At 60.7% G+C, this 24,565-nt stretch carries 33 protein-coding genes; 9 read left to right on the top strand and 24 right to left on the bottom strand.

Annotation, left to right across the window (positions count from 1 at the left end):
* The first annotated feature begins 80 nt into the window (after window positions 1–80).
* The 6 genes from rimO to tsaA all read left to right on the top strand — a co-directional run bounded on the left by rimO (window position 81) and on the right by tsaA (window position 5,152).
* Window positions 81–1,418 carry a 30S ribosomal protein S12 methylthiotransferase RimO gene (gene rimO, locus ACEN93_RS22985; protein WP_039771314.1) on the top strand — a complete coding sequence of 446 codons (1,338 nt, stop codon included), beginning with the start codon at window positions 81–83 and terminating at the stop codon, window positions 1,416–1,418.
* 111 nt (window positions 1,419–1,529) lie between these two features.
* Window positions 1,530–2,003 (top strand): GNAT family N-acetyltransferase, encoded by a 474-nt coding sequence (locus ACEN93_RS22980; protein WP_085647830.1) that lies wholly within the window; start codon window positions 1,530–1,532, stop codon window positions 2,001–2,003.
* 191 nt (window positions 2,004–2,194) lie between these two features.
* Window positions 2,195–2,905 carry an rRNA pseudouridine synthase gene (locus ACEN93_RS22975; protein ID WP_490841750.1) on the top strand — a complete coding sequence of 237 codons (711 nt, stop codon included), beginning with the start codon at window positions 2,195–2,197 and terminating at the stop codon, window positions 2,903–2,905.
* 73 nt (window positions 2,906–2,978) lie between these two features.
* Window positions 2,979–3,446, top strand: a complete 468-nt coding sequence (locus ACEN93_RS22970) for a YehS family protein (protein ID WP_039771308.1) — start codon at window positions 2,979–2,981, stop codon at window positions 3,444–3,446.
* A gap of 124 nt (window positions 3,447–3,570) precedes the next feature.
* Window positions 3,571–4,341, top strand: a complete 771-nt coding sequence (locus ACEN93_RS22965; RefSeq protein WP_085666836.1) for an SDR family oxidoreductase — start codon at window positions 3,571–3,573, stop codon at window positions 4,339–4,341.
* A gap of 112 nt (window positions 4,342–4,453) precedes the next feature.
* Window positions 4,454–5,152: a tRNA (N6-threonylcarbamoyladenosine(37)-N6)-methyltransferase TrmO gene (tsaA, locus tag ACEN93_RS22960; RefSeq protein ID WP_210711097.1), complete on the top strand. Its 699-nt coding sequence runs from the start codon at window positions 4,454–4,456 to the stop codon at window positions 5,150–5,152.
* Between the two features lie 125 nt (window positions 5,153–5,277).
* On the opposite strand, the gene fpr is transcribed toward tsaA, so the two are convergent.
* Window positions 5,278–6,057, bottom strand: coding sequence for a ferredoxin-NADP reductase (gene fpr / locus ACEN93_RS22955; protein WP_003222277.1), 780 nt, complete (start codon window positions 6,055–6,057; stop codon window positions 5,278–5,280).
* A gap of 144 nt (window positions 6,058–6,201) precedes the next feature.
* Between fpr and ACEN93_RS22950 the strand changes: the two genes are divergently transcribed.
* The gene (locus tag ACEN93_RS22950; RefSeq protein WP_007954941.1) at window positions 6,202–7,128 is read left to right on the top strand and encodes a LysR family transcriptional regulator; all 927 of its coding nucleotides are present in this window, start codon (window positions 6,202–6,204) and stop codon (window positions 7,126–7,128) included.
* On the opposite strand, the gene ACEN93_RS22945 is transcribed toward ACEN93_RS22950, so the two are convergent.
* The 3 genes from ACEN93_RS22945 to ACEN93_RS22935 all read right to left on the bottom strand — a co-directional run bounded on the left by ACEN93_RS22945 (window position 7,125) and on the right by ACEN93_RS22935 (window position 9,181).
* Window positions 7,125–7,487: a diacylglycerol kinase gene (locus ACEN93_RS22945; RefSeq protein ID WP_039771303.1), complete on the bottom strand. Its 363-nt coding sequence runs from the start codon at window positions 7,485–7,487 to the stop codon at window positions 7,125–7,127. The genes ACEN93_RS22950 and ACEN93_RS22945 overlap by 4 nt on opposite strands.
* Before the next feature lie 75 nt (window positions 7,488–7,562).
* A complete protein-coding gene (gene erdR, locus ACEN93_RS22940) occupies window positions 7,563–8,213 on the bottom strand; it encodes a response regulator transcription factor ErdR (protein WP_103386528.1) in 651 nt (216 codons plus the stop codon).
* 224 nt (window positions 8,214–8,437) lie between these two features.
* The gene (locus tag ACEN93_RS22935) at window positions 8,438–9,181 is read right to left on the bottom strand and encodes a tRNA-uridine aminocarboxypropyltransferase (protein ID WP_495610535.1); all 744 of its coding nucleotides are present in this window, start codon (window positions 9,179–9,181) and stop codon (window positions 8,438–8,440) included.
* A gap of 189 nt (window positions 9,182–9,370) precedes the next feature.
* On the opposite strand from ACEN93_RS22935, the gene ACEN93_RS22930 reads away from it, so the two are divergent.
* Window positions 9,371–9,796 carry a PA3611 family quorum-sensing-regulated virulence factor gene (locus ACEN93_RS22930; RefSeq protein ID WP_011332746.1) on the top strand — a complete coding sequence of 142 codons (426 nt, stop codon included), beginning with the start codon at window positions 9,371–9,373 and terminating at the stop codon, window positions 9,794–9,796.
* Here the strand turns inward: ACEN93_RS22930 and ACEN93_RS22925 are convergent, their stop codons facing one another.
* Window positions 9,797–9,991 carry a hypothetical protein gene (locus ACEN93_RS22925; RefSeq protein ID WP_074691361.1) on the bottom strand — a complete coding sequence of 65 codons (195 nt, stop codon included), beginning with the start codon at window positions 9,989–9,991 and terminating at the stop codon, window positions 9,797–9,799. It lies immediately after the preceding gene.
* Window positions 9,992–10,343: 352 nt separating this feature from the next.
* Here ACEN93_RS22925 and ACEN93_RS22920 point away from each other — a divergent pair, with 352 nt between their 5' ends.
* Window positions 10,344–11,462 (top strand): LOG family protein, encoded by a 1,119-nt coding sequence (locus ACEN93_RS22920; RefSeq protein ID WP_163974120.1) that lies wholly within the window; start codon window positions 10,344–10,346, stop codon window positions 11,460–11,462.
* Between the two features lie 70 nt (window positions 11,463–11,532).
* Here ACEN93_RS22920 and recX read toward each other — a convergent pair whose 3' ends face one another.
* The 19 genes from recX to ACEN93_RS22825 form a co-directional block, all read right to left on the bottom strand.
* The gene (recX, locus tag ACEN93_RS22915) at window positions 11,533–12,003 is read right to left on the bottom strand and encodes a recombination regulator RecX (RefSeq protein WP_039771298.1); all 471 of its coding nucleotides are present in this window, start codon (window positions 12,001–12,003) and stop codon (window positions 11,533–11,535) included.
* An 8-nt stretch (window positions 12,004–12,011) separates the two neighbouring features.
* Window positions 12,012–13,070, bottom strand: coding sequence for a recombinase RecA (gene recA / locus ACEN93_RS22910; protein ID WP_003222269.1), 1,059 nt, complete (start codon window positions 13,068–13,070; stop codon window positions 12,012–12,014).
* Between the two features lie 83 nt (window positions 13,071–13,153).
* The gene (locus tag ACEN93_RS22905) at window positions 13,154–13,654 is read right to left on the bottom strand and encodes a CinA family protein (protein ID WP_495610534.1); all 501 of its coding nucleotides are present in this window, start codon (window positions 13,652–13,654) and stop codon (window positions 13,154–13,156) included.
* A 68-nt stretch (window positions 13,655–13,722) separates the two neighbouring features.
* Window positions 13,723–14,253 carry a lysis system i-spanin subunit Rz gene (locus tag ACEN93_RS22900; protein ID WP_039771294.1) on the bottom strand — a complete coding sequence of 177 codons (531 nt, stop codon included), beginning with the start codon at window positions 14,251–14,253 and terminating at the stop codon, window positions 13,723–13,725.
* Window positions 14,235–14,798, bottom strand: a complete 564-nt coding sequence (locus ACEN93_RS22895; protein WP_495610533.1) for a glycoside hydrolase family 19 protein — start codon at window positions 14,796–14,798, stop codon at window positions 14,235–14,237. The genes ACEN93_RS22900 and ACEN93_RS22895 overlap by 19 nt, the downstream gene beginning before the upstream one ends.
* Before the next feature lie 56 nt (window positions 14,799–14,854).
* Window positions 14,855–15,097, bottom strand: a complete 243-nt coding sequence (locus tag ACEN93_RS22890; protein ID WP_064593864.1) for a hypothetical protein — start codon at window positions 15,095–15,097, stop codon at window positions 14,855–14,857.
* A gap of 11 nt (window positions 15,098–15,108) precedes the next feature.
* Window positions 15,109–16,311: a carbohydrate binding domain-containing protein gene (locus ACEN93_RS22885; RefSeq protein ID WP_285411929.1), complete on the bottom strand. Its 1,203-nt coding sequence runs from the start codon at window positions 16,309–16,311 to the stop codon at window positions 15,109–15,111.
* A gap of 18 nt (window positions 16,312–16,329) precedes the next feature.
* Window positions 16,330–16,776, bottom strand: coding sequence for a tail fiber assembly protein (locus ACEN93_RS22880; protein ID WP_074691348.1), 447 nt, complete (start codon window positions 16,774–16,776; stop codon window positions 16,330–16,332).
* The gene (locus tag ACEN93_RS22875; RefSeq protein WP_074691346.1) at window positions 16,777–17,673 is read right to left on the bottom strand and encodes a gp53-like domain-containing protein; all 897 of its coding nucleotides are present in this window, start codon (window positions 17,671–17,673) and stop codon (window positions 16,777–16,779) included.
* A gap of 41 nt (window positions 17,674–17,714) precedes the next feature.
* Window positions 17,715–18,182, bottom strand: coding sequence for a phage tail assembly chaperone (locus ACEN93_RS22870; protein ID WP_074691344.1), 468 nt, complete (start codon window positions 18,180–18,182; stop codon window positions 17,715–17,717).
* Window positions 18,182–19,105 (bottom strand): hypothetical protein, encoded by a 924-nt coding sequence (locus tag ACEN93_RS22865; protein ID WP_039771280.1) that lies wholly within the window; start codon window positions 19,103–19,105, stop codon window positions 18,182–18,184. Before ACEN93_RS22865 ends, ACEN93_RS22870 begins: the two co-directional genes overlap by 1 nt.
* Before the next feature lie 22 nt (window positions 19,106–19,127).
* Window positions 19,128–19,694, bottom strand: a complete 567-nt coding sequence (locus ACEN93_RS22860; RefSeq protein WP_039771278.1) for a tail fiber assembly protein — start codon at window positions 19,692–19,694, stop codon at window positions 19,128–19,130.
* A gap of 7 nt (window positions 19,695–19,701) precedes the next feature.
* Window positions 19,702–20,796 (bottom strand): phage tail protein, encoded by a 1,095-nt coding sequence (locus ACEN93_RS22855; protein WP_074691339.1) that lies wholly within the window; start codon window positions 20,794–20,796, stop codon window positions 19,702–19,704.
* Window positions 20,797–20,851: 55 nt separating this feature from the next.
* Window positions 20,852–21,277: a phage tail assembly chaperone gene (locus ACEN93_RS22850; protein WP_163974112.1), complete on the bottom strand. Its 426-nt coding sequence runs from the start codon at window positions 21,275–21,277 to the stop codon at window positions 20,852–20,854.
* Window position 21,278: 1 nt separating this feature from the next.
* Entirely contained in the window at window positions 21,279–22,010 is a 732-nt protein-coding gene (locus ACEN93_RS22845; protein WP_039771272.1) for a hypothetical protein, read from the bottom strand.
* 14 nt (window positions 22,011–22,024) lie between these two features.
* Window positions 22,025–22,624 (bottom strand): YmfQ family protein, encoded by a 600-nt coding sequence (locus ACEN93_RS22840; RefSeq protein ID WP_039771270.1) that lies wholly within the window; start codon window positions 22,622–22,624, stop codon window positions 22,025–22,027.
* Entirely contained in the window at window positions 22,612–23,655 is a 1,044-nt protein-coding gene (locus ACEN93_RS22835) for a baseplate J/gp47 family protein (protein WP_039771268.1), read from the bottom strand. The genes ACEN93_RS22840 and ACEN93_RS22835 overlap by 13 nt, the downstream gene beginning before the upstream one ends.
* A complete protein-coding gene (locus ACEN93_RS22830; RefSeq protein ID WP_007954906.1) occupies window positions 23,645–24,043 on the bottom strand; it encodes a phage GP46 family protein in 399 nt (132 codons plus the stop codon). The genes ACEN93_RS22835 and ACEN93_RS22830 overlap by 11 nt, the downstream gene beginning before the upstream one ends.
* The gene (locus ACEN93_RS22825) at window positions 24,043–24,552 is read right to left on the bottom strand and encodes a phage baseplate assembly protein V (protein WP_495610532.1); all 510 of its coding nucleotides are present in this window, start codon (window positions 24,550–24,552) and stop codon (window positions 24,043–24,045) included. Before ACEN93_RS22825 ends, ACEN93_RS22830 begins: the two co-directional genes overlap by 1 nt.
* Window positions 24,553–24,565: the final 13 nt, after the last annotated feature.

The following is a 24,565-nucleotide window of genomic DNA, read 5'->3' as shown; positions in this document are numbered from 1 at the left end:
TTGATCAGAGGCGCGCCTTAAGCGCCCGTCCGTCGGTTCCTGAATCAGGTAATCGATGTCACAAAACACCGAGGTTAGACATGTCCACCACTCCTGCGCCGGCCAATCCAAAGGTTGGCTTCGTTTCTCTGGGTTGCCCGAAAGCACTGGTCGACTCCGAGCGCATCCTGACCCAGCTGCGCATGGAAGGCTATGACGTGGTGTCCACCTATCAGGACGCCGACGTGGTCGTGGTCAACACCTGTGGCTTCATCGACTCGGCCAAGGCCGAATCGCTGGAAGTCATCGGTGAAGCGATCAAGGAAAACGGCAAGGTCATCGTGACCGGCTGCATGGGCGTGGAAGAAGGCAACATCCGTGACGTGCACCCGAGCGTGCTGGCCGTCACCGGTCCGCAGCAGTACGAGCAAGTGGTCAACGCGGTGCACGAAGTCGTGCCGCCGAAGCAGGATCACAACCCGCTGATCGACCTGGTGCCGCCGCAAGGCATCAAGCTGACCCCGCGTCACTACGCGTACCTGAAGATTTCCGAAGGCTGCAACCACAGCTGCAGCTTCTGCATCATCCCGTCGATGCGCGGCAAACTGGTCAGCCGTCCGGTGGGCGATGTGCTCGACGAAGCCCAGCGTCTGGTCAAATCCGGCGTGAAGGAACTGCTGGTGATTTCCCAGGACACCAGCGCCTACGGCGTTGACGTCAAGTACCGCACCGGCTTCTGGAACGGCGCACCGGTGAAAACCCGCATGACCGAACTGTGCGAAGCACTGAGCACCCTCGGCGTCTGGGTCCGTCTGCACTACGTTTACCCGTACCCGCACGTCGACGAGCTGATCCCGCTGATGGCCGCCGGCAAGATCCTGCCGTACCTGGACATCCCGTTCCAGCACGCCAGCCCGAAAGTCCTGAAGTCGATGAAGCGCCCGGCGTTCGAAGACAAGACCCTGGCGCGGATCAAGAACTGGCGCGAAATCTGCCCGGACCTGATCATCCGCTCGACCTTCATCGTCGGCTTCCCCGGCGAAACCGAAGAAGACTTCCAGTACCTGCTGGACTGGCTGACCGAAGCCCAGCTCGACCGCGTCGGCTGCTTCCAGTACTCGCCGGTCGAAGGCGCTCCAGCCAACGATCTGGATCTGGAAATGGTTCCGGACGACGTCAAGCAGGATCGCTGGGAACGCTTCATGGCGCACCAGCAGGCCATCAGCTCGGCGCGCCTGCAAATGCGCATCGGCCGTGAAATCGAAGTGCTGGTGGATGAAGTCGACGAGCAAGGTGCGGTCGGCCGCTGCTTCTTCGATGCCCCGGAAATCGACGGCAACGTGTTCATCGACAACGGCAGCAACCTCAAGCCGGGCGACAAAGTCTGGTGCAAGGTGACCGACGCCGACGAATACGACCTCTGGGCCGAACAGATCTAAGCGCGAAAAATACAGAAAGCCCCGCTCTCTTTTACGAGATGCGGGGCTTTTTTACGGCTAGAGTTTGTGAGGGGAAGGACTCCCTCATCCATGACAAAGAGGCTATCGGGCATGCGTCAGCATTCGGTCATCCACACGCCGAAACTCAGCGATTATCAGGAACTGACCCGGGTCTGGGAGGCCTCGGTCCGCGCGACTCATGATTTCCTGCCGGAATCCTACATCGAGCTGCTGAAGAATCTGGTGCTGACCCGCTACCTCGATGCGGTGATGCTGATCTGCACCCGGGACAGCCATCAGCGCATCACCGGGTTTGCCGGCGTCGCGGCGGGCAAGATTGAAATGCTGTTCATCGACCCGGCCCATCGCGGCCAGGGCCTTGGCAAGAAACTGCTGAAGTACGCCATGGAGCACCTGAACGCCGACGAACTGGACGTCAACGAACAGAACCCGCAGGCCCTGGGGTTTTACTTCAAGCAAGGGTTCGAGGTGATCGGCCGCTCGGAGGTCGATGGCATGGGCCAGCCGTATCCACTGCTGCATATGCGTCTGCGGCAGAATCAGCAGCGCTCGCAACACGGCTGACAAGACAGAAATCAACTGTGGGAGCGAGCCTGCTCGCGATGGCGATCTGACAGTCGACATTGATATCGAGACTAAAGGCCTCATCGCGAGCAGGCTCGCTCTCACAAAAAGCCAAGCGGTAAAAATCGTTCCGGGCTTAACCGGCCCCAGGCAGGTACAATGCCCACCCCTTTTTTGTTACGGCCCCTGTCATGACTGACCCGATTCGCCTCTCCAAACGCCTCATCGAGCTGGTCGGTTGCTCCCGCCGGGAGGCCGAGCTGTTCATCGAGGGCGGCTGGGTCACCGTGGACGGCGAAGTCATCGACGAGCCGCAGTTCAAGGTCGGCGACCAGAAAGTCGAGCTCGACAAGGACGCCAAGGCCACCGCGCCGGAGCCGGTGACCCTCCTCCTCAACGTGCCGGCGGGCATGGATGTCGACAGCGCCATGCAGTCGCTGAGCGCCGAAACCCTCAGCGAAGAACACCGCTACGGCAAGCGTCCGCTGCGCGGGCATTTCCTGCGGCTGACCGCCAGCGCCGACCTGCAACCCAAGGCCAGCGGCCTGCTGGTGTTCACCCAGGACTGGAAGGTGCTGCGCAAGCTCACCGCCGACGCGGCCAAGATCGAGCAGGAATATGTGGTCGAAGTCGAAGGCGACATGGTTGCCCACGGCCTCAACCGACTGCAGCACGGCCTCACCCACAAGGGCAAGGAGCTGCCGCCGGTCAAGGCCAGCTGGCAGAACGAAAACCGTCTGCGCTTCGCCATGAAGAACCCGCAGCCGGGGATCATCGCTCAGTTCTGCGAAGCGGTCGGCCTGAAGGTGATCGGCATACGCCGGATCCGCATCGGCGGCGTGTCCATTGGCAAGGTGCCGGTCGGCCAATGGCGCTACCTGTCCGGCAAAGAGAAATTCTAAGGCTCGCGAGCCACCCTACATTTCCGGCATCGCGCCCGCGCGATGCCCACAGCGAACAATCAGGATTGCACACATGGTTCACAACGACGTTCTGCGCAGCGTGCGCTACATGCTCGACATCAGCGACAAGAAAGTGGTCGAGATCATCAAACTTGGCGGCCTGGACGTCACGCTGGCTGATGTCGTGACGTACCTCGACAAAAAAGAAGAAGACGAAGAAGGCTTCGTGCGCTGCCCGGACGAAGTCATCGCGCACTTCCTCGACGGTCTGGTGATCTTCAAGCGCGGCAAGGACGAAAGCCGTCCGCCGCTGCCGATCGAAGTGCCGGTGACCAATAACATCATCCTGAAAAAGCTGCGCGTGGCCTTCGAACTGAAGGAAGACGACATGCACGCAATCCTCAAGGCCGCCGAATTCCCGGTATCCAAGCCTGAACTGAGCGCTTTGTTCCGCAAGGTAGGCCACACCAACTACCGCCCGTGTGGCGATCAGTTGCTGCGCAATTTCCTCAAGGGGCTCACGCTCCGCGTGAGAGCGTAGAAAGCAGCTACAAGTTTCGAGCTGCAAGCTGCAAGCATTTGACTTTGCTTGCAGCTTGAAACTTATAGCTCGAAGCTGGCCGCATGGCCTAGGGTGTACTGAACCCTAGCCCTCAGGATTCGCCATGCACCCGTATTTCTCCCTGCAAGGCCGCACCGCCCTGGTGACCGGCGGCACCCGTGGTATCGGCAAAATGATCGCCAAGGCCTTTGTCGAGGCCGGCGCCCGCGTGTACGTCTGTTCCCGTGACGCTGAAGCCTGTCATCAAACCGCTGAAGAACTCAGTGCTCTGGGCACTTGTTTGGGTATGGCGGCGAACCTGGCGACCGAAGAAGGCGTGAAAGAGCTGGCCGAGCGACTGGGCGAACAGATCACGCATCTGGACATCCTAGTGAACAACGCCGGCACGACATGGGGCGCGCCGCTGGAGAGCTACCCGGTCAAGGGCTGGGAGAAAGTCATGCAGCTCAACGTGACGTCGGTGTTCAGCTGCATCCAGCAGTTTCTGCCGTTGTTGCGTAAATCCGGGTCGGCGGCCAATCCGGCGCGGATCATCAACATCGGTTCGGTGGCGGGGATTTCTTCCTTTGGTGAACAGGCCTACGCCTACGGGCCGAGCAAGGCTGCCCTGCATCAGCTGTCGCGGATTCTCGCTAGGGAACTGGTGAGCCAGCACATCAACGTCAATGTCATCGCACCGGGGCGTTTCCCGAGCAAGATGACCCAGCACATCGGCAACGACCAGCAGGCACTTGCCGAAGACACCGCGCTGATTCCGATGAAACGTTGGGGCCGCGAGGAAGAAATGGCAGCACTGGCGATCAGCCTGGCGAGTACTGCCGGGGCCTACATGACCGGGAATATCATTCCGCTGGATGGCGGGTTCAGCCTCTGACATCGGCGGTGAAGCTATCGCTGCGATGCGGCGATAGCGCCAGATCTGTCAGCACCAGACTTGAAGCCTGCCGGGTTATCATGCCCGCCCTGCTCCGCTTCGAATGCACACCATGACTTACAGCGTCTCCCCCATCGGCTTCGTCCGCTCCTGCTTCAAGGAGAAGTTCGCCATCCCGCGCCAGCCGCAACTGGCCCCCGCCGCCCGTGGCGTGCTGGAACTGGTGGCACCGTTCGATCAGGGCGACGCTGTGCAGGGGCTCGAGCAGGTCAGTCATGTCTGGCTGCTGTTCCTGTTCCATCAGGCGCTGGAAGACAAGCCGCGACTCAAAGTCCGCCCTCCGCGTCTCGGTGGCAACAAGTCCATGGGCGTGTTCGCCACCCGCGCCACGCACCGGCCGAACGGCATCGGTCAGTCGGTGGTGAAACTGGACAAGGTCGAGGCCAACCGCCTGTTTATCTCCGGCATCGACCTGCTGGACGGCACGCCGATTCTCGACGTCAAACCCTACGTGCCGTACGCCGACATCATTACTGACGCCTCCAACAGCATCGCCAGTGCCGCGCCGCAACTGATCGACGTGCAGTGGACGGACGCGGCGCTGCAACAGGCGCACACGCACGCTCAGCGCCTGGCCGAGCCCTTGGTCGAGTTGATCGAGCAATGCCTGGCCCAGGATCCGCGCCCGGCCTATCAGACACCCGCGCCCGAACGCGAATACGGCGCGCAGTTCTGGGATCTGGATGTGCGCTGGCATTACCCGACGCCCGAACAGATCCGCGTCCTGGAAGTCATCCCCGCCGCAGACTGAATCACGAAAACGAAAAAGCCCGCGCTGCCTTCTCAGGCAATGCGGGCTGATCGTTCCCACGTCGAGGCGTCGAACCGTCTGCGTGGGAATGCATCCAGTGACGCTCTGCGTCACCTATAAACAGCTTACTTCTCGACGAATGCGCGCTCGATCAGGTAGTCACCCGGCTCGCGCATACGCGCCGAGATCTTCAGGCCGAAGCTGTCGAGCACTTCGCTGGTCTCGTCGAGCATGCTCGGGCTGCCGCAGATCATCGCGCGGTCGTCCTGCGGGTTGATCGGTGGCAGGCCGATGTCGCTGAACAGCTTGCCGCTGCGCATCAGATCGGTCAGACGGCCCTGATTCTCGAACGGCTCGCGAGTCACGGTCGGGTAATAGATCAGCTTGTCACGCAGCGCCTCGCCGAAGAACTCGTTCTGCGGCAGGTGCTCGGTGATGAATTCGCGGTAGGCGACTTCGTTGACGTAACGAACACCGTGAACCAGGATCACTTTCTCGAAGCGCTCGTAGGTTTCCGGGTCCTGGATCACGCTCATGAACGGCGCCAGACCGGTGCCGGTGCTCAGCAGATACAAATGCTTGCCCGGGTTCAGGTCGTCCAGCACCAGGGTGCCGGTCGGTTTTTTCGAGATGATGATCTCATCGCCTTCCTTCAGGTGCTGCAGCTGGGAGGTCAGCGGACCGTCCGGCACCTTGATGCTGAAGAACTCGAGATGCTCTTCCCAGTTCGGGCTGGCGATCGAGTAAGCGCGCATAAGCGGGCGGCCGTTTGGCTGTTGCAGGCCGATCATCACGAACTGACCGTTCTCGAAGCGCAGGCCCGGATCGCGGGTGCACTTGAAGCTGAACAGAGTGTCGTTCCAGTGATGAACACTGAGGACACGCTCGTGGTTCATGTTGCTCATGTACGTGGGACTCCTGGAGATTGATCTGCGCCTGCCCGGCTCGTATTGAAGAATGCCGACGGTGCGCAATTGCATCGCATTCTAATAGCGCCGACAATATCTGTTAACTGGATTATTAAGATAAGGGTTATCGGTTATATCGATATGCGATTTACTCTTCGTCAACTGCAAGTCTTCGTCGCCGTCGCCCAGCAGGAAAGCGTGTCCCGTGCTGCGGGTCTGCTCAACCTGTCGCAATCGGCCGCCAGCACATCCATAACCGAACTGGAGCGCCAGTCCAGCTGCCAGCTGTTCGATCGCGCCGGCAAACGCCTGAGCCTCAACGCCCTCGGCAAACAGTTGCTGCCGCAAGCGGTGGCCATGCTCGATCAGGCCAAGGAAATCGAAGACCTGCTCAACGGCAAATCCGGTTTCGGCTCGCTGTCGGTGGGTGCGACCCTGACCATCGGCAATTACCTGGCGACGCTGCTGATCGGCGGTTTCATGCAGCGCCACCCGGAAAGTCAGGTAAAGCTGCATGTGCAGAACACTGCCAATATCGTGCAACAAGTGGCTCATTACGAAATTGATCTGGGTCTAATCGAAGGCGATTGCAGCCACCCGGACATCGAAGTACAGAGCTGGGTCGAGGATGAACTGGTGGTGTTCTGCGCTCCACAGCATCCGTTGGCCAAACGCGGCAGCGCGACCATGGAGGAACTGACCCATGAAGCTTGGATTCTGCGGGAACAGGGTTCGGGGACGCGCCTGACGTTCGATCAGGCGATGCGGCATCACCGCAGCGCACTGAACATCCGGCTGGAGCTGGAGCACACCGAAGCGATCAAACGCGCGGTGGAATCAGGTCTGGGGATTGGCTGCATTTCGCGTCTGGCGCTGCGTGACGCCTTCCGGCGCGGCAGCCTGGTGCCGGTGGAGACGCCGGATCTGGATCTGGCCCGACAGTTCTATTTCATCTGGCACAAACAGAAGTATCAGACTTCCGCCATGCGCGAATTCCTCGACCTGTGCCGCGCCTTCACCGCCGGGGTGCAGCGCAGCGACGAGATCGTTCTGCCGAGCATCGCTTAAAGCAGAATCACCGCCCACACCAGGGCGATCATGCTCAGTGCCACGAATTGCGCGGCACTGCCCATGTCCTTGGCGTTCTTGGACAGCGGGTGCAACTCCAGCGAGATGCGGTCGATGGCCGCCTCCACCGCCGAATTCAACAGCTCGACGATCAGCGCCAGCAGGCACACGGCGATCAGCAGCGCCTGCTCGACCCGGCTGACATCAAGGAAAAACGTCAGCGGAATCAGCACCACGTTGAGCAGCACCAGTTGCCGGAAAGCCGCTTCGCCGGTGAAGGCGGCGCGCAAGCCGTCCAGCGAGTAACCGGAAGCGTTGAGGATGCGTTTCAGGCCCGTCTGGCCCTTGAAAGGTGACATAAAGTAGATAACCGACCGAAAGGAAGTGGGGAAGCTAGAGCAACGAAAGTCAAAAAAGCGTGAAGACGCCAGTGCTTACTGGCTCGGAATTGACTCAAGTTGTTGCAGCAGTAAAGCTGCCTGGGTCCGGGTCCGCACGTTCAACTTGCGGAAAATCGCCGTGACGTGGGCCTTGATGGTCGCTTCCGACACACTCAGCTCGTAGGCGATCTGCTTGTTCAGCAAGCCTTCGCAGACCATGGTCAACACCCGGAACTGCTGCGGTGTCAGGCTTGCAAGGCCATCGCTGGCGGCCTTGGCTTCATCCGAAACGCTGACCGCCTCGAACGCCTGGGGCGGCCAGAACACGTCGCCGTCCAGCACTTTGCGCACCGCTTCCTGAATCACGCTCAGATCGCTGGACTTGGGAATGAAGCCACTGGCCCCGAATTCCCGGGACTTGACCATCACCGAGGCTTCTTCCTGGGCCGAAACCATCACCACCGGAATCTGCGGGTACTGACCGCGCAGCATCACCAGCCCGGAAAACCCGAAAGCACCCGGCATGTTCAGGTCCAGCAGCACCAGATCCCAGTCAGACTTTTCGGTCAGGCGGGTTTCCAGCTCCGCGATGCTCGCCACCTCAACCATGCGTACGTCCGGGCCAAGGCCCATCGTCACCGCTTGGTGCAGTGCGCTACGAAAAAGAGGGTGATCATCGGCAATCAGGATGTCGTATGTGGCCATTTTTCAAATGATCCTGTTTTTGATGGCAGGCCCGCGCATTCGGGCCTTGCCAAAGCAAATCCAGATACCGCCCGGCAGCGGCATCCACAGGGGCACGTTCAACGCCAATCACGAACAAAAGCGGCGTTTCAAACCTTGGCCGCACCCCAATCGGCGCCAAGCATGACCAGCGAAGCCGGGGTGGTCAAGCCGCACGGCCACTGCTTTAGCAGTATGGGCCAGGATCAGGCCGGTACTGGCGCCGCGTTTCGGATATAGGGCAGCAATTCGGCGTGCGCCGGCGTCGACACATTGACCTCCAGTTGCTGCTTGGCCCCCAGGTAATGCTGGCTGAACACATCGAAATAGGCATCCAGCGCCGACGCCGCGTCTGAATCGCCGGCCAGCTCCAGGCACAGCGCCGCCACTTCGGCGGTGCACAGGTGCTCGCTGCGGGTCGAGCGGCGCAGGCGATAGCGCGAGAGTTTGTCGGGTAACAGGCTCAGGATCGGCAAACGGTCGAAATACGGGCTCTTGCGGAATATCTTCCGGGCTTCGGTCCAGGTTGCGTCCAGCAGAATGAACAGCGGGCGCTTGCTGCTATCGAGATCCACGGTGTTGGTCACCCGCGAAGGTTCGACGTACTCGCCGGGAAACACCAGATACGGCTGCCATTGCGGGTCGTTCAGCAGCGCCAGCAGTTGCTCGTCGGGCTCGGTCCGCGACCAGATGAAGGCATGGTTGTCGCGCACGATGTCGGCGATCAACCAGCCGGTATTGCTCGGCTTGAACACTTCCTTGCCGGTCATGATCAGGCAAACGCCAGAGCGCGCATCAACCGTCGGCCGCCAGGCACACAGGCAATGGCTGATGATCACCCGGCAATCGCGGCAGCGCGGGGAACGAAAGCCACGGGCCTGGATCGGCTTGATGCCTTCGTCCTCGCGCTGATCGCGCAGGCGGGCCACGGCGTTGGGGGCATGATTCATCGCAGGCGGCACCGGCAGACAGGAAAACTCGACACGAACGACACTCGGCAGGGCAATAAAGGGCGGCAGTTTACCAGAGCGACGGGGACAAGCCTGTACCCTCCCGACCGGCTCCCCTATAATTCGCCGCCACTGAACGCACAGTCACGTGGCTGGTCGAACCACCAGTCACTGAACCAGGAGAGTTTCATGCTGCGCCTTATCGTTCCCACCGCTGCCATTCTGCTGGCTTCGTCCTTCAGCGCTCAGGCTGCATCCCTGAGTGAGCAGAATCTGAACCGAGAGCTGCGCAATGTCGCCGCACAAAGCAGCGTCGGCACGCCACGGGCGATCAACGAAGACATTCTTGATCAGGGCTACACCGTCGAAGGCACCACGCTGGTCAATCACCTGAGCGTGCAAAAGAGCCACGCCGACAAAATGCGCGCCGATCCCAAAGCCGTGTATTTCCAGCTGGGCGCTTCGGTCTGCAACAACCCGTCGTACCGCAAGCTGATGGCCAAGGGCGCGATCATGCGTTACGACTTCACCGAAGTGAAAACCAACAAGGCGATCGGCTCCGCCAGCTACCAGGAATCGGATTGCCCGAAAGCGGCTCCAGCGAAGAAGAAGTAATCATCTCGACGTGGCGCGCCGCTGTTCATCCTCGGCGCGCAGCTCGGCCAACAAGGCCTGCAAGTAACGCGAGCGGCGCTCCCCTCCCGCCAAGCGTCGGCAGCACTCCTCTTCGAGACTCACATGGTTGGTCTCGGCCGATGCTTTCAACAATCGATACAGCTGCGCATCGATCTCCAGAATGACTCTGGCCATGTGTCCCGCCTCCTTGCCACCCGCAAATCCTTGAATAGCGTGCACCTTGCGTACGCTCGTTGACGCAAAGTTGTCGTAAGGCGCCTTTAACTTAGTAAATCAGAGCATTCAGCCCTCGACGCTGCATCGGACGAGCGGTGAAAACACCTCGCAAAGCGGCAATAAGCAGTTGCCAGCAAAGACTTTGCGGCGCGATGCTCAGTGAGCGAAAAATGCATTGAGGGTCTAGATTCAACGTATTCCCGATCTTTTATTAACGGCAGGAAAGGAGCTGCCGGCTGTTTGTTTTCTTGCAGCGCGGCACTGACGTCGCACGTCAGGGCCGGAAGCTCTGTGCAGAAGGAGAAGTTGCATGCCTTACCAACCGAATGACCTGCTCAGCCGTCATTTTCAGGAAAGCGGCCACGACCTCATCAGCAAGGTCGAAGAACAACTCAACCTGGTGTCACCCAACAGCCCGAATTCCCCCATCTACCGCGACATGATCCTGACCGTGCTGCGCATGGCCCAGGAAGACCACAACCGCTGGAACGCCAAGATCACCCTGCAAGCCCTGCGCGAACTGGAACAGGCCTTTCGCACGCTCGAACAGTTCAAGGGACGACGCAAGGTCACGGTGTTCGGCTCGGCTCGTACACCGGTCGAACATCCCCTTTACGCCATGGCTCGGGAACTCGGGGCATCGCTGGCTCGCTCGAACATGATGGTCATCACCGGTGCCGGCGGCGGAATCATGGCCGCCGCTCATGAAGGTGCCGGCCGCGATCACAGCCTGGGCTTCAACATCACCCTGCCCTTCGAGCAACATGCCAACCCCACGGTGGACGGTACCAACAACCTGCTGCCGTTCCATTTCTTCTTCACCCGCAAGCTGTTCTTCGTCAAGGAAGCCGACGCGCTGGTGTTGTGCCCCGGTGGGTTTGGCACCCTGGACGAAGCGCTGGAAGTGCTCACGCTGATCCAGACCGGCAAAAGTCCCCTGGTGCCGGTGGTTCTGCTGGACGCACCGGGCGGGACGTTCTGGCAAGGCGCGCTGGATTTCATCCGTCAGCAATTGGAGGAAAACCGCTACATCCTGCCGACCGACCTGAAGCTGATGCGCCTGGTCTACAACGTTGAAGAGGCGGTAGAGCAGATCAACCAGTTCTACGGCAACTTCCATTCCAGCCGCTGGCTCAAGCGCCAGTTTGTCATTCGCATGAATCACAAACTTAGCGATCAGGCCCTCGACCATATGCAGGAGGCTTTTGCCGATCTGTGCCTGAGCGATCAGTTCCATCAACACGCCTACGCTGGCGAAGAACACGACGAGGCTCAATTCAGCCACCTGACGCGCCTGGCATTTGCCTTCAATGCGCGAAATCACGGGCGTCTGCGGGAACTGGTGGACTACATCAACCTGCCGGAAAACTGGGCCCAGTCAAAACCCCAGACCGCGCAACGCACCCGCGAACCGTCGAAGGTTACGTGAAGGCAAAAAAAAACGGCCCGCTATCGAAATAGCGGGCCGTTTTTTATTTTTTGATTGAAGCTGGAGCGATTTAATCATCCATCCCTCTGCCGCTGAACAAACGGTTGATCATCTCCATCGAGAATCCCCGGTACGCCAGGAATCGACCTTGTCTGGCGCGTTCCTTGGCATCGCCGGGAAGCTGACCGGAGAACTTCCGTTGCCACGTGTCCGTTAGTTGCTCCTGCCAGTTGATACCGCTTTCGCGCAAGGCGAGTTCGATATCGGCGCGTTGCAAACCGCGTTGGCTCAGTTCTTCGCGAATCCGCAGTGGGCCGTAACCGGAGCGGGCGCGATAGGAAACAAAGCTTTCAAGATAACGGGCTTCGGAAAGCAGCCCTTCTTCCGTCAAACGGTCGAGGGCTGTTTCGATCATCTCGGGGGGAGCGCCACGCTGACGCAGTTTGCGCGTCAGCTCGACTCGACCGTGCTCGCGGCGTGCGAGCAGGTCCATGGCGGTTCGCCGCACCGCGACGAGGGTATCGAGTACGGCGGTTGTCATCGGTGCAATCAGATGTCGGCGTCAGCCAGGTCGTCTTCGGTCTCTTTGACCGCAGAAGCCTTGGAGTCGGCGATCACGGCTGGCGACAGCAGCTTGTCACGCAGTTGCTTCTCGAGCTTGGCCGCGACTTCCGGGTTGTCCGCCAGGAACTTGGCCGAGTTGGCCTTGCCCTGACCGATCTTGGTGCCTTCATAGGCATACCAGGCGCCGGACTTCTCGACGAAACCGTGCAGTACGCCCAGGTCGATCATCTCGCCGTTCAGGTAGATACCCTTGCCGTAGAGAATCTGGAACTCGGCCTGACGGAACGGCGAAGCAACCTTGTTCTTCACGACCTTGACGCGGGTTTCGCTGCCGACGACTTCGTCGCCTTCCTTCACCGCGCCGGTACGGCGGATGTCGAGACGAACCGAGGCGTAGAATTTCAGCGCGTTACCACCGGTGGTGGTTTCCGGGCTGCCGAACATCACGCCGATCTTCATGCGGATCTGGTTGATGAAGATCACCAGGCAGTTGGCGTTCTTGATGTTGCCGGTGATCTTACGCAGCGCCTGGGACATCAGACGGGCTTGCAGGCCCACGTGCATGTCACCCATTTCGCCTTCGATTTCAGCCTTCGGTACCAGCGCGGCCACGGAGTCGACGATGATCACGTCAACGGCGTTGGAGCGCACCAGCATGTCGGTGATTTCCAGGGCCTGTTCGCCGGTGTCCGGCTGGGAAACCAGCAGGTCGTCGACGTTGACGCCCAACTTGCCGGCGTACTCAGGGTCGAGGGCGTGTTCGGCGTCGACGAAGGCGCAGGTCGCGCCGGCTTTTTGAGCCTGGGCGATCACGGACAGCGTCAGCGTGGTTTTACCGGAAGATTCAGGACCGTAGATTTCAACGATACGGCCTTTTGGCAGGCCGCCGATGCCGAGTGCGATGTCCAGACCCAGAGAGCCGGTGGAAATGGCCGGGATCGCCTGACGGTCCTGATCGCCCATACGCATTACGGCACCCTTGCCGAATTGACGTTCGATCTGACCCAGGGCCGCAGCCAAGGCTTTCTTCTTGTTGTCGTCCATTAAAGTCCTCACGTAATCAATAAGGCCTGACGGCCAACACCTGTATAAGTAGCCAGTATTATTCCACAGCGTTCACGGATCGCCTACCCCTGATTTTCGATTTCTCGTGCCGCTAGTCGCAGCAAGCCCTCTAGCGCGGCCTTCACCGTTTGTCGGCGGACTTCGTCGCGGTTGCCGGGGAAGTGCTGGATCTCGCTGGAAACCTGGTCGCCCACGCCCCACGCCAGCCATACGGTGCCCACCGGTTTGTTCGGCGAACCACCGTCCGGCCCGGCCACACCGCTGACCGCCACGGCAAACCGCGCCAGGCTTTTTTCCTGGGCGCCCCGCACCATGGCCTCGACCACCTCGCGACTGACCGCACCCACGGTGCCGAACAGCTCCGTCGGCACATTCAATTGCTGAGTTTTCTGGCTGTTGGAGTAGGTCACGTAACCCGCCTCGAACCACGCCGAACTCCCAGGAATGCGGGTGATGGCTTCGGCAATCCCGCCACCGGTACAGGACTCGGCCGTAGTGACGTGGGCATTGAGCAATTGCAGACGTCGGCCAAGTTCGGCCGCCAGTTGAGTGATTTCTTTCACGGCGCGCTCCGGATCGGATGGAATGGGTACCACCGTACACGAGCCGGTTGCGCTTTCAATACACAAGCTTATTCAAAATGTGCAGGAGCCAGCGCTCTGATATAGGCCTGACAGGCCTGCAAGGCGATCAGTCCGCGGTCGCCTTCGCCGGTGATGGCGACAATTCGTCGAGCATGCGCCGGGTCAAGTCGGGCGCGTATGGCTGCATGATCCACGCCGCTGGCGCCGGAGGCGGCTGGCACACCACAGCCTTGGGCAGCGTCGCCTGCGTCGATGAGGACTGACAGGCGCAGATCAGCAGTGGCAAGGCGATCACGCAGACGATCCTGATCACGTTGGGCATCGTTCAGTGCTCGGTAATGGGTTTGTTCACTGGCCGTGAGCCGTTGCTCCAGGGCCAGACGCTTGTCCTGCTCGGCCTGTTGCGCGGTGGCAGCGGCCGAAGTCAGCTGATTGAGGGTTTCGGCATGTAACCGCGCCTGCTCGGCCAGTTGGCGACCGTAGCGCCAGTCCTGAAACTGCCAGGCCAGCGCTGCCGATACTGCGGCCAGCAGCACCAGACCGAGCAGCCGCCAGACGCTCAAACCGAAGGCTGGCATAACACCGCCCTCGCCCGCCCCCAAAGCTCCAGTCGATCCTGCAAGCCGTTCAACCCGCCGTTGATCCGCCGGGTGATGCTGTTGAACTGGTCCTGATCCGCCAGTTCGTTCAGGCCGTTCTGCGCCCAGAACCACGCCGCGGACTCGGCCGCCCATTGCGGTTGCTCCAGCAGTTCCGGCAGCGCCAGCAAGCGCTCGTCACCAAACAGCCCGAGGCTGCACTGGCGATAGTTGGTGCGGCCGGTGATCTGGATCAGCCCGCGCCCGCGATACTTCTGCCCGTCGCCATCGGCCTCGGGCGTGTTGCCCAATCGCAACGCCAGCGTACCGGTGTCGTATTTGCTCAGGTATTGGTTGTTGCCCAGTTCACGCACGTACTGCAATTGCCCGGACTCGTGGCCGATTTGCGCCAGAAACGCAGCAACTCGCTTGGGCGTGTCGATGCGATGGCGCGCCATCGCATCGTTGAGTGCAGAAACAAAAACGCCCGCTTGGCGGCGGGCGTTGGGCATGATGGTGAGTAGATTGTCTTCAGTGATTTGCATAATGCTCGATCCTCCCTGGATGCTCCGATTGAATCACGGTTGGCGACCAAAGCTGATCAGCCATTGTTTACCTCAGTTTTCAGCGTGCTGTCCGGGGAAACCTGGATCATTCGCTTGAACAACCCCAGCATGCCCTGGCTGGCCGTCGCACTCTCGAGCGGCAGATCCAGAGGCAGTACCTGTCCCCCGGAAACCAGCCACTCCTGGTACTCGAGCCAGTCACGGTTGGTCGGATCCTGTGGAATGAACGCTGAATCACCCAGGCGCAGAACGCCAGACGATGTGAGCTGATAGCTCATGGACTTGCCTCCTAGATTTCCGCGTCCGCGGTCCATTCGATCTGCAAAATCTGCCCGGGAACACTGCCGACAGGAGTCACAGTGGCAATGGCAAAGCTTCTCTCGGTCACGCTTTGCAAAACGGTTCCCGTACACGCCTTCATCAGGCCCTGATGCCAGACTTGATTGCTCGCATCTCCCGGGCAATACAGCACGATGGTAGGTTGTACGCGCTTGAGCACCTGCATATCGATGCTCATACCGTACTGACCGGTATTGGCTGCCGCAGCCTGGGTGAAGTTCCCAATGCAGGTTGCGGCACCATTGTTCGAACGGATCTGCAGACGGTTAGCAAAAGACTTCTCAAAATAACGCTGGCAAAGGCTCAGCTCTTCCGCCGCTGGACGGTATTCAAATGGTGTCGCAACCGGCCCCTCCTCCAATTGCATCTGTGCCAGATCGACGGTCTGCAACACGTTGAGCGGCAGATCGAACGACAAGGTCAGGCAGTCATTCACGCCCAGCATTTTCCCGGCGATGGTTGGCACCTGAAACGTTGCGCTGTATTTCTTCCACGACGTACTCAGTTGAAAGACGTCGACAACCTTCACCACACCCTCCGAACCGCCCGTTCCGAACTGCTGAGCAATCGTGACGCGCAAAGGACGCGTCGCATCGGATCGCGCCCAGAAGCTGACCGTAGCCGTTCGCCCGGCCAGAGTCCTGACCGATTCAATGCTCTGGGCGACTTTATGCACCGTTGCTCCCGTGCCTGCGGTGGCCTGCTGCCAGCGCAGGAAATAAGCGGGTTCACCCACGACTTCCGTTTGACCGAGGGGAAAATCCTGGCGCGAAATGCTGACACCTGCGTTGCCGTTCCAGTCGCATCGAAAACGATCCGCCACATAGCCACCGATGTTCGGCCCTTGATTGGTCGTGCCGCGTTGCCAGATATTGAATCCACCATTGATCAACAGATTCTTGCGATACACCTGCACAGGAAACTGCTGCAGCGGATCGGGCTTGGCCAGTTGCCGAATGGCCTGTGCCAGTTGATCGGTCTGCTCCTCATCCGGCGTCAGACCGGCGGCCGTGATCGCGTTGAGAATTTCCTGGGTCACACTGTTGCCCCAACTGGCCGGGATCAACGATCCCGGTTTTCCGGCAATGGGGTCCTCATCGACGAACCGGCCATTCTCCAGGCCTGAGCCGGGAACGCTTTTCGGATAATCCATTTCAGTTTCCTTGATTCACTAGAGCGCCGAGGCCAACCAGCGTGGCGCCACCGGGCGATGCTCGCTGAATGGGAAAAGCGACGCCTGGGGCCAATCCCGCAGAGCCCGCCGAAATGATTGCAGTTCGGCGTATTGCTCGGTAGTCAGGGTGGTGCCGCCGCCGTCCTCCAGCTCATCGCGATCACGCGCTACCAGACCATCGGTCGCGGCCAGTTGCGCCGTACGCCACTGGCGTTCGATATCGGCTGCTTCTTCGGGACTCGGCGGCGGCGGATCCACCAGAATCGGAAACCCGTTACCGTTATTGACGCCAATCACCTTTGGCGAGACGGCCAATTGCTGTAACAGGGAGATCCAGTACGCCTGAGGAATTTCGATCACATCCTCGGGAATGTCCGAGGTGTTGATACCGGGTACATAAACGGCCCGGGTAGTTGCGCTGAAAAACACATTGAACGGGTTCATTCAGTAGCCCTTTGCAAAATAATAGATACCCCAGTTTGCCGAGACGGCCCCGTTATAACTGCGGACCTTCAAACGGCATCCGGTTTTGCTTTCCGATCCCGCGTACTGAACGACCATGGCTCCGTCGCCGCCCGAATGGATGGCGACGATCGATGAAAAGGCAGTTGGGAATGCAATCGGAAAGGTCACATAGACATCGCCGTTGGCATCGGTCGTCCCTACTCCCCATTGATCGATGTTGCCGCTGGGAAAGCGCTGGTAACCGACATTGCCGTAGACGCCGGAATGGGCCGTCGCATACCGGTCGCTGACCGAGCCGCCGTACAGTCGCCACTGTCCGGTCAACTTGACCAGTTGCGCCGAATCACCGAGGCCAAGCTTGAGTGCGCCGATGGTGCCGTTGCAGGTTTCAATGGCTTCATTGCCGGTGGGACTGATCGTCAGAACGCCATTCCCGGCGTTGAGGATATGCAGGGTCCCGGCATGAGGAATATTGGCAACGGAAGGCAGGGTCGCCGTAATCGGCGTGGCGCTGGAAAAACTCGCCACGCCGCCCACGCTGGCCGCTGTCAAAGTCGTACTCGTCGGATAGGAGGCGAAACCGGAAAACTGCAGACCGCTGCGGCTCACGAAAGCGGTAGTGGCGACCGACTGACTGTTGTCGAACTGCGGCGCGGTCGCAAACAGTTTGTTGCTGCGCAATGCCGTCAGTACTTGATCGGTTCGAGTCTCGGACGGGGTGAGGCCAGCGGTCTGGATCACGGTCAGCAGCTCCTGAGTGATGCCGTTGCCCCAGCTGGCCGGGATCAAGGATCCCGGCTTGCCGGTGACCGGGTCTTCATCGACAAACTTGCCGTTCACCAGACCTGCGCTGGGAACACTATTGGGGTAGTCCACGGTTTATCTCCTTATCTGAATTCATGGGTTGTGTGAGGGCTTCAGCCAATGTCCGTGGCCAGCCATTGGGGCGCTGACGGCCGTAAAACGGAGGACGGAAATGCGCCGGCACCTGGCCAGTCGCGCAACGCCTGGCGGTATTCGAGCAACTCCAGATACTGCTGGGCCTTGAGCGTTGTTCCGCGTCCCAGTTCCTGCTCGTCGCGGTGGCGGGTGACTTGCCATTCGGTGGCTGCGAGCGCGGACTGGCGCCAGACTCGCTCTGCCGCCAGAGGCTCCTTGTCCTCGACCATTGGGGGTTGAGCGATGACAGGACTTTGCGGTTCCCGCAAAGGCTCGATAGCGCGAGCCGCCTCGGGCATCGGCGCGCCGATTTCGACGCTCACACCCTCGGGCACCTGCACCATCGCCGCGACGAAAGCAGGCGCGAACAGTTGCTCGATCGCGTAGTCACCGGTGTCGATCACTTCGATCGCAACACCGTTTTCAATACGTGCATAACGGGCCATTACTCGTACTCCCAGATTTCACAGAAGGCATTGCCGCCGGCGCCGCTCACGATTGACGCAGAAGCGTGAACCGAGCAGGAACCACTGCCGCCCGAACCTCGAACACCTGCATTGCCAACGGTGTTTGACCCGCTGAAAGGGCCACCACCATCGAACGGACTCGGAGCTCCGAAACCCGACAGCAACCCCCAATTGGCGTTGCTCATTCCGAAACCTCCGGTGATACCGCGAGCACTGCAGAGATTGCCTCCAGCCAGTAATCCACCTACCCCGCCCTGAATGAATCCTGACGAAGTGCCCGTGACCACGATCCCCAGTTTCTGCCCGCCACCACCTCCCGAAACACTCATGTAGCTACCAAAGGAAGCGCCGCCGCCCGCAAGGCCCGTGGTGTTGCTGACAGCGCCCCCGGCGCCCAGCGAAACCGGTACGCCGGCGAGCATTTGCGCGGTGACGTCATACAGGCTTTCCGCATACGCGCCGGACCCGCCACCACCGCCGAGAATTTGAGTGCCTGTCGGAACAGGTTCGCATCCGCCCCCCGATCCACCCGCCCCGACCAATCGAACGCGAATCCGTTTCGCCCTCGGGTTCGGCTTGTAAACCGTGATCCCGACTGCATCAATCTGCCTTACCGCCAGCAACCTTCCCACTGCATCGGTGATGCCGTAGCCCGCCAGCGTGGTCGGGGTGTTTTTCAATTTGGTGAAGTCGACGAGAGCGCCAATGGCCGTTGCCAACTGATTGGTTTTGCTCTCGTCCGGCGTCAGTCCGGCGGCCTTGATGGCGTTGAGAATTTCTTGCGTGACACTGTTGCCCCAGGCGGCGGGGATCAATGATCCGGGCGTGCCGGCAACCGGGTTTTCATCGACAAAACCGCCATTGACCAGGCCGACGCCGGGGATGCTGTTTGGATAATCCATTGCACGGTTCCCTGTGCTGCAGTCAGTTGGTTACGGTTGCGCCGGGCACTGCCGGCCAGATGACTTCGCCGGGAAATCCGGCCTGTTTTTCGATGCGATTCAGCTCCACGCTGTAAAGCTTCCATTCGAGCAATTGCAGTTGCTCTTCATGGCTGGCGTCGCCGATGTCTTCGGCGTATTGCAGGGGGGCGATGCGCAGGACGGCGTCGCGCAGCAGCGTGTCGCGCTGTTCCAGCATCTGCTGGCTGATGCTGAGCAATCGGGCCTGTTCATCCAGTTGCCAGGCGTCGCCGCGCCACACATGAAATTCCCCCGGCCAGGGCTGCGTTGTGAGGGTATCGGGCAACTCCCCCAACTCACTCCAGATCTGCTGCCCGCCGCCATCCTTGCGGAAAACCGGACCGCGCCGGTCAATCACCTCTCGCGGTACACCGTTGATCAGGGCCCAGGTACGACCGGCTTCTGGCGCGGGCAACTCGAAGGACAACTCCACCGCATTGCCGGGCAGTTGAATACCGATGCCCGGGGTCACAAAAAACTCGACAGGCCCGGACAAGGCGCCCGAGCCATCAAACAGATAATTGAACATAGGCACCTCAGATGAGCTTGATACGGCCGGGATAGGCGATGTTGCGAGGGCGGGACTTGAACGCCAGCAGCAGGGCATTGGCGGCATCCCGCTGATAACTCGTACCGGCAGGGAAGACCGGGCCACCGTTGTACAGCCCGGACACGTATTGCGGTTCTTCACGAGTATCGGCACCAAAACTTGTCAGGCTGTCCGACCACCACGCGCCGACCGCTCCAGCACCATTGGCGCCCATGGCATACGAATGCGTCGAGCCCACCTGAAAAGAACCCATCGCACGTGCCGCATCCACACCCCGCCCCTCGTCCAGCACTCGCAAAAACTCGCCGCGCCCTTCAGGGCCACGGAAGGTTGCGGCACCATCACCCGACGTCCATTTACCTTCGTTGCCCGCGCGCGCGGCCTCGGTGCCCAACATTCCGGAAAGCTGGGCGTGGTCCCACAACCAGGGCCACTCGGCACGTTTCATGACCGTGCCATTGAGCGCACCGTAACCACCGGGACTGAGCAAGGTGGTTGTCTCGAAAAACGGCCGGCCAAGTGGAGTGTTGTCAAACCGGCCGACCGGCCACCAGCTACCGGCGGCATCGCTGCGCAACTGCCACCAGTCACCGCCGCCCATCAACACCAGAAACGGATAACCGCTGGGTGAAAGATGCGTGTGAAAACGGATGCGGTCGGTACCCGACGCCTGAACGATCAATCGGTTGCCACTGTTGTCCATGCGCCGAACAATCACATCGCGCACACCCAGCGCCGCGTTTGCCGGCGGCAACGTCACCGTCACGGCACTGGATCCGCCATCGATCAGCACCAGCCCCAGCTCCGGATCGGTCAGCGCCTTGGATGCAGTCAGCCGCGTTACTACCGAACGCATCGGACTGCCATTTCCGACAATCGATTGAATGGCTTTGAGCAACTGACCGGTATCGGCCTCGGCGGCTGTCAGCCCGGCGCCGGTAATCACGTTGAGAATTTCTTGTGTAACGCTGTTGCCCCACACCGCCGGAATCAAGGAGCCGGGCGTTCCGGCCACCGGGTTTTCATCGACGAACCGGCCATCGACCAGGCCGACGCTGGGGACACTTTTTGGGTAATCCATATTTCAATCCTTTACCTGAAGCGCTGATTGCAAATGTCGAGAACGCGGCAGGCGTTCAGTCGAGAGCCATCCATGCCGGCTTCTTTGGCCGAGAGCGTTTGGAGGGAAACTTCTTGGCCTGCGGCCATTTGCGCAGGGCCTGCAGATAGACGAGCAGGGTCTGATAGTCGGCATCGGAAAGTGTCGTGGCCTTCATCAACTCCACTTCATCCCGATGCCGGTCGCGCAGCCAGACCACGCGTTCGAACTCTTTGTCGCGCCAGGCCTTGGCGTCCCTGGCAGCCTGTTCATCCGAAACCGGAGCGAACTCCACCAGAGTCGGCAAGCCATGCTCATCGTGGGATCGATCCATGCCCGCTGCCGGATTGGCGATCACCGCCTCGTAGCGTTCATCGTCAATTTCGACGGCGTCGTCAGGCAGGCTTGTGTGATAACCCGCCAGGTAGGTATTGCCGGTAGTACGGCTGTAGAAACGTTTCATGTCAGTTCCCCACACTCAGGACACTGACATAACCCGTACCGCCGGAATTACTCAGTATCTGAACCTGGCTTGCGTCGAAGTAGGTCACCAGCGGAGGTGTGGTGATATCAAAAAAAGGGGCGTTTCCGCTGTGCGAGTAGCTTGCCCATGCCCCGCGACATTGGTTCCTGAACGCCAGCGGCCAGGGCTTGGATTCATAGGTCTTATCGACGCTGACCGTAATGAGCACCCACTGGATCGTGAAGCCACCCAGCCAGCTCGGTAAAACGACGTAGCCGTTTTCGCCAAAGCTGTAGGCCACGCCCAGACCCAGCTTTTTCGGCGTCACAATCGTGGCGTCATCCGCGATGGCATTGACCTGCGCCTGCGAAGCGATGCGCGCCCAGCCAAAAAGCGTTTCCGTCGCTTGCACCAGTTTCTTTTCAATCGCCTGAAACACTCGCAGCGGCGACATCAGCCGATTGCTGCTGGTACCCGACTCGGCTTCTTCCTTACTGGCAAAAGATTCATTTCTGTTCTTTTCGACAAGCGTCGAAATCGCCGCTTTCAGTTGGGTATTGTCACTTTCATTCGGCGTAAGACCCGCAGCGCTGATCACATTGACGATCTCATCGGTCACGCCATTGCCCCAATCTGCCGGAATCAGCGATCCCGGTTTGCCGGTCAGCGGGTTTTCATCGATAAATTTCCCGTTCACCAGACCGGCGCTGGGCACACTCTTCGGATAATCCATCCCGTCACTCCTTCCTAGTCATAGTTGATGTGCACCTTGGTGTGCGCCGGTGCCGCCCGATGAATCAGGCACTCCAGCGCCGACCCCGGATTCACGCCGAAGCGCTCGCCCCAGTAACTCGCGCCATAACGCCGGCCGAGCAGCAAGCGGCCGCCAGTGTTGAGCGTCCACATGAACTGCGCTTCCCAGGTGCCCCAATGCGCTGCGCCGAAACGCGAACGGCCCATGCGCGGGGCTTCGAGTTCGGTGATGGTGGCGTTGGGGTAACCCTGGCTTTTGGCGATTTCCAGGTAGTAGCCGACGGCCTGGCTGCCGACCGCCAGCAAGCGGCGGCGCACGGCGAGGCGACGGTCGTCGAACAGCGGCGTGGCGCCGAGGCACGGGTCGGGCAGGTTCATCACCTGTTCCCAGTCCGGCACCAGTTCGCTGACGCCGGCCGGGTCCATCTCGTTGAGCAGATCGGCGGCGCGGGCGTCGAGGCGCGCCAGTTCGACGGCGACGCCTTCCAGCACTTCCTCAAGCTCCGGCACGCGCTCCGGATCCCACGCCGGACCACTCGGCAGCAAGGCGCGCAATTGCGCCTGGTATTGCGCGGCGGTTCTTATGGCAGCCATACGCAACCCCCGAAGGTGAGCAGTTCGCTGTCACCCGCGGCCACGTTCGCCACCGGCGCCGACAGCACGTGATCGGTTTCACCCGCCGCGCTGCTGATCGCTTCGCGGATATGGCTGATCAACAGATCCTCGCCCAGGTCGGCTTCACGGTTATGCAGGTCGCGCAACTGGGTTTCGACGGCGGCGCGCACGGCGGTGGTGTCGGGGGTCAGCTTCAGTTGATAGGTCACCGGTTTCTGCACCGGCGGACGTACATGCACTTCGGCAGTCACCGGGCGCAACGGCTCGATATAAGCCTGCACTTCGGCCAGTTGATCGGCATTCGGCACCGGTTGCGGATCGTCGTCGCGCATGATGTACACGCCGACGGTGCCCGGCCCGAGGAAGCCGCCTCGGCACCAGGCACGAGTCACGCCCGGCACTTCCAGCGCCCAGGTCTCGTAGTCGCTGGCCGAACCGCCGTGAGGGATCACGCGATAAGAACGAATCACCCGCGAGCGCAACGACTCCAGGCTTTCCCGCGCCACGCCGCCGTTCAGTCCCGGCGCCAGCACCACAAAACTGTTGCCGACTACGCCGGTGATCGGCTGCACCGGCGTCAGCGCCAGCCCGGCCTCGGCATTGCCCAGGCTGCCGGCCTCCAGCGCGGCGATGCTGGTGCTGTTGACGCCATTGACGGTGGTGCGGGTGGCGGTGACTTTGAAGGTGCGACCGTCACTCGACTGCAGCAACGTATCGGCGTCCAGCACCGCACCCGCCGTGGCGCTGAAGCTGACTGTGCCGGTGGCGACCTGCGCCGGTTTGCGCGGCTGGTTCAGGCGCAGTGCGGCGATGCGTTCCAGGGTCGATTCATCGGCGGTGTCGGGCAGGATCTGCTCGGCAATCCAGTCGAGGTAGCCGTACAGACCATAAGCGGCGCCGCCGAGTGTGCGGGCCAGGACTTGCGCATCGGACTGGCGCAGCGAATCGCCGGCCAGGTCGCTTTGGGTGCGCTTGATCAGCACCGGCAGCGAAGGGGTTTCAAACGGCATAGATCACCTGCCAACTGTTATCGGGGTTGATGTCCAGGCGCTCGCCGTCGGCCAGGGTCAGGACCGTGCGCAGGTTCAGGCGCTGGGCGTCGAGGCGTTCGCTGATGATGTCGATGGCGCTGCAATGGCCGTCGTCGATCAGCCATTGCAAGGCTTCGCGGGCATAGAACTCGGCGTCCATCTGGGTCTGGCGGGTCAGCTTGACCCGGCGCAGCAGCCACAGCCGCGAGCCGATACGATCGTCGGCCACGGTGGGAAAGGTGTCGCCCCACCAGCCGAAACGCTCCTCGTCGTCGAGCGCATCGTCGTCGGCGGCACGGCGCCAGGTGAACAGGCTGATCAGCACCGCACGGGTCAGCGCGGCGTGGAGGTTCTGACTGAAAAGCATCACTGACCTCCCGCCGGCGCGCCGGTCTGGCCACTGCCCGCCTGCACGCCAACGTGCACGTGCTTGATCTGGCTGATGCCGCCGGCCACTTGATCGCCTTTGGAAACGATCTTGCCTGTCTGGTTGATCACTGGCGTCTCGAAGTTCACGGCAGTGCTGGCGCTGATGTTGAGCGTGGCGGTTTCGATGTCGATGATCCGCCCGCGCTTGAAGTGAATTTTGTCGCCCTCGTCGGTGTAGATCGCCACCTCGCCGGCCTCCAGCGATTGCAGGCGGTAACGGCGGTCGGCGACCACCAGGGCGATGGCGTGGGAACGGTCGCCGCCGAGAAACGTGACGACACCTTCGGCACCGGCCAGCGGATGGCTGGTGAAACCGTAGGGCTCGAAGTGCTCCATGTCGTCGTTCACTTCACCGGCGGTGAGGCGCATTTGCAGCGATTGCAGCTTGGATGCCGAATTGGCGAGCACGACAGTGCCGCGCGCCAGCAGGCGTGTCAGTAGGCTCATAGGGTTTCCTTGG

Source organism: Pseudomonas sp. Pseusp21, from assembly GCF_059492145.1.
Note: the sequence above shows the minus strand (reverse complement) of the source record. Positions and strands in the feature narration are given on the sequence as shown.